Annotated in this window: 3 protein-coding genes; 2 read left to right on the top strand and 1 reads right to left on the bottom strand. The window is 77.6% G+C overall.

The window, feature by feature from the left end; translation table 11 throughout:
- The coding region (locus tag AB0J52_RS31660) for a helix-turn-helix transcriptional regulator (protein ID WP_500186444.1) at nucleotides 1-748 on the top strand (748 nt) is incomplete at its 5' end.
- 165 nt (nucleotides 749-913) lie between these two features.
- Here AB0J52_RS31660 and AB0J52_RS31655 read toward each other — a convergent pair.
- Nucleotides 914-1,957 (bottom strand): 3-oxoacyl-ACP synthase III family protein, encoded by a 1,044-nt coding sequence (locus AB0J52_RS31655; RefSeq protein ID WP_500186443.1) that lies wholly within the window; start codon nucleotides 1,955-1,957, stop codon nucleotides 914-916.
- A gap of 277 nt (nucleotides 1,958-2,234) precedes the next feature.
- Between AB0J52_RS31655 and AB0J52_RS31650 the strand changes: the two genes are divergently transcribed.
- Nucleotides 2,235-3,509 carry an ACP S-malonyltransferase gene (locus AB0J52_RS31650; protein ID WP_500186442.1) on the top strand — a complete coding sequence of 425 codons (1,275 nt, stop codon included), beginning with the start codon at nucleotides 2,235-2,237 and terminating at the stop codon, nucleotides 3,507-3,509.
- Nucleotides 3,510-3,741: the final 232 nt, after the last annotated feature.

The following is a 3,741-nucleotide window of genomic DNA, read 5'->3' as shown; positions in this document are numbered from 1 at the left end:
GGCGGCGCCGGCCAGTTCACGCGCGGGGCGGTTGCGGCGGCGGGTGGCGGCGGTGGCGGCCGCGACGGTTCCGGTGGACGGCCCGGACGCCGGTCCGCGCGTGGACCCGGGGGTGCTGGCGTTGCTGGCGGCGGCGTGCCGGGACGGCGAGCGGGTCCGGTTCGGCTACCGGGACGGGGAGGGCCGGGTGTCGCGGCGGCTGGTGGAGCCGTCGGCGCTGGTCGCGGCGAGCCGCCGCTGGTATCTGGTCGCGTTCGACGTGGAGGCCCGCGACCCGGACACCGGCGGCTCGGACGCCGGCGGCTCGGAGACCGGCGGCTCGGAGGCGCGGGGCCCGGGGGCGTGGCGGACGTTCCGGTTGGACCGGGTGGAGGAGCCGTTCCCGACGGGCGTGCGGGGGCCCAGGCGGGAGGTTCCGGGCGGGGATCCGGCGGCGTGGGTGCGGCGGGGCCGGGCGGGTGGCGGTCCGGTGGTGCGGGCGGTGCTGCGTGTGGACGCTCCGGCGGAGGTGCTGGCGGACCGGCTGCGGGTGCGGGTCGACGAGGTCGAGCCGCTGGACGGCGGTGCGTGCCTGCTGCGGACGGCGCCGGGTTCGCTGGAGTGGACGGCGATGCGGCTGGCGCATCTGGAGTTGGAGTTCACGGTGCTGGAGCCGCCGGAGCTCGCCGACCGGTTGCGCGAGGCCGGCGCGCGTCTGCTGCGCGCCGCGGGCCCGGCCCCGGGCGAGGTCGATCCCCCGAGGCCCTGACCTCGCGGCGTCGCTCCGGGCCGTCCTCCAGGAGGCGGCGCAGCGCGGTGGCGGGGTGTGCGGGTACTGCGACGCCCCCGGAGGCCGCGGGTGTCGGTGGCCGGCCGGGGGCGCGTTCATCCGCCCGGAACGCTGGGACGGCGTGTCGGGGTCGGAAGGGGAGGGTCAGGTGAGGGGCGGCCAGGTGAGCAGGACGTGGGCCCAGGTGAGGCCCGCGCCGAAGCCGGCGAGCAGGACCTGGTCGCCGGGGTAGAGGCGGTCGTCGGTGATGGCGCGGTGCAGGGCGTAGGGGAGGCTGGCCGCGCCGATGTTGCCGACGTCGTGTCCGGCGATGGCGAGCTGGTGGGGGTCGAGTCCGGCGGCGGGGGCGAGGTCGGCGACGAGTTTGGGGTTGGGCTGGTGCGGGACGACCAGCGCGAGGTCGGCGGGTTTGAGGTCGGCGGCGGTGGTGGCGTCGGCGACCAGGCGGGGCAGGATCGCGGTGATGAAGTCGCGGACGGCGGCTCCGTCCATGTGGATGGTGTGGTCGAGGGCGGCCAGGGTGGCGGTGGTGGCGGGCCTTCGGCTGCCGCCGGCGGGGATGAGGACGTCGTCGGCGCGGGTGCCGTCGGCGCCCATGCCCATGGCGGTGATGCCGTAGGGGGCGGGGACCGGTCCGAGGACGGCGGCGGCGGCGCCGTCGCCGAACAGGGCGCTGGTGGCGCGGTCGCGGGGGTTGAGGAAGCGGGAGTAGACCTCGACGCCGATGACCAGGGCGTAGGGTCCGCCCGCGCGGCCGCCGCCGGTCGGGCCGGGGTGGGCGGGGGTCGCGGTGAGGAGGGCGGCGGCGGTCTGCAGGGCGTGGACGAAGCCGGTGCAGGCGGCGGCGACGTCGAAGGCGGCGGCGCGGTGGGCGCCGATGAGGGCCTGGACGCGGCAGGCGGTGGCGGGGCCGAGTTCGTCGGGGGTGGAGGTGCCGAGCACGATGAGGGCGAGGTCGGCGGCGTCGACGCCGGCGGCGGTGAGGGCGTCCCGGGCGGCGTGGGCGGCCAGGTCGGAGGCGGCCTGTCCGGGGGCGGCGCGGTGGCGGGCGCGGATGCCGGTGCGGTTCTCGATCCAGTGCGGGTCGAGGCCGAGGCCGGTGGAGATCTCGGTGCTGGTGATCCGCTGCTCGGGGAGGTGGGCGCCGGTGCCGTGGATGGCGTACGGGATGGCGTACGGGATCGTCACGTGCTTTCTCCTTCGTCCGGCCGAGCGCGGCCGGATTCTGGCGGTCGGGGTGCGGCGCGGCATTTGTTGTGTTTTGTGCCAGTTCTCCTTTCACTCCGGGTGACCGTGCCGTCTGTCTGCGGTGAAACCCCCGCCCGGTGGGCGGGAGGGCGCTTGTCGGCACCCGGATTCCATGAGTGAATAATCCCATTTCGCAGTTCTCTTTCCACATCAAAGTTCTTGTGTGACGTTTGTCCGTCGAGAAGTGGAAGTGCGCCTTCCCGGTCAGGAGTTCGGTGTGATCCCCGCCCCGCCCCCGTGGCCCTCGCGACTCGCTCACGACGAGGTCTGCGCGTTCCTGTTCCCCGGCACCGGTTCCGCGGGCGCGCCCGATCTGCGCGCCCTGGCCGCGACCGGCCCGTCCGCAGCGCGGGTGGTCGGCGACGTGCTGGACGCCGTCGCCGAGGCCCTGCCCCCGCCCGGCACCCCCGTCCCGCCGGTACCGCCCGGCCCGGCCGCTCCGGACGGCCCGGACGCGGCCCCCGGCCCGTCCGCCGATCCCGCCCGGCGGGCGGCCGCCGGGGAGTGGCCGTCGATGCGGCGGATCCTGCTGGAGGACCCCGACGCCTACCGCGCCGCCGCCCGCACGCCCGGCGTCCCCCAGGTGGCCGCCTACACCGCCTCGGTCGCCATCGACCGCGTGCTGCGCGCGGCGGGGGTCGTCCCGGCGTTCGCGGTCGGGCAGAGCTTCGGCGAGATCGCCGCGCTGGTGTGCGCGGGCGCGTTCTCCATCACCGACGGCGCGCGCATCGCGGTCTCGGCGGTGGAGGTCCTGGCGCGGCGCGGCGCGGGCGGCGGCATGGGCCTGCTGGAGACCACCGAGGACGACACCCGCGCCGTCATCGCCGAGAGCGCCCGGCGGGCGCGCGCCGCGCGGGAGGCGCGGCAGGTCCCCGACGCGCACCGGGTCCGTCCCGGCGGACGGCTCGGCGCCCGCTCGGCGGTGTCGGGGGAGGTGGTGGTGGCGTGCCTGAACGCGCCGTCGGCGACGGTGGTGTCGGGCCCGGACGCCGAGCTGGACGCGGTGCTGGAGACCGCCCGGGACCGGGGCGTGCGCGCGGTCCGGCTCGCGGTGCCGTACCTGTCGCACCATCCGGCGATGGCGGGGGCCGACCACGAGTGGTACGAGACGATCCGCCGGTTCCCGCGCCGTCCGCTGGAGACGGCCGTGCACTCCCCGGTGCGAGGCCGCGCCTACCGCGACGACGACGACCTGCACCGGGCGCTGGCGGACTGCATCGTGCGGCCCGTCCGGCTGCCCGACACGCTGGCCGAGGTCGCCAAGGCGGGCGCGACGATGTTCGTGGAGGCGGGCGCGGGCGACGCGCTGTGCCGGTGCGCCCGGCTGAGCGTCCCGGACACCGCGACGTTCGCGCCGATGCGCGAGCGCCGCCGCCCGGGCGGGGCCGCGCCGGTCGGCAAGTCCGCGCCGGACATCCCTCCGGCGGACGCGCCCGAACCGCGGCCCGCCCGGCACCGGAGCGAGCCGGGCGGGGAGGGTCCCGGCGCCTGACCGCGCCGCGCGGGCGCGCCCCTGCGGTCCCGACCGCCGCCCACCCGCGCGGCCCGTCCGGCCTCCGGCAAGCGTCAGCAAGGTTCTGTTCGGTTCCGTGTCGCGACAGGAGCACCGCCATGGCCCGACCGTCCGACCCGCCTGATCTCCCCGGCCCGCCTGATCTGCCCGGCCCGCCCCGGCCCTCGGGCGCGGGCGCTCACGGCGACTCGTCCGCGGTGGCGTTCCAGCC

Origin of the sequence: Spirillospora sp. NPDC049652, from assembly GCF_040675125.1 — a bacterium.
Classification (GTDB): Bacteria; Actinomycetota; Actinomycetes; order Streptosporangiales; family Streptosporangiaceae; genus Spirillospora.
The sequence above is the reverse complement of the archived record's forward strand: the minus strand, read 5'-3'. Positions and strand labels throughout refer to the sequence as shown.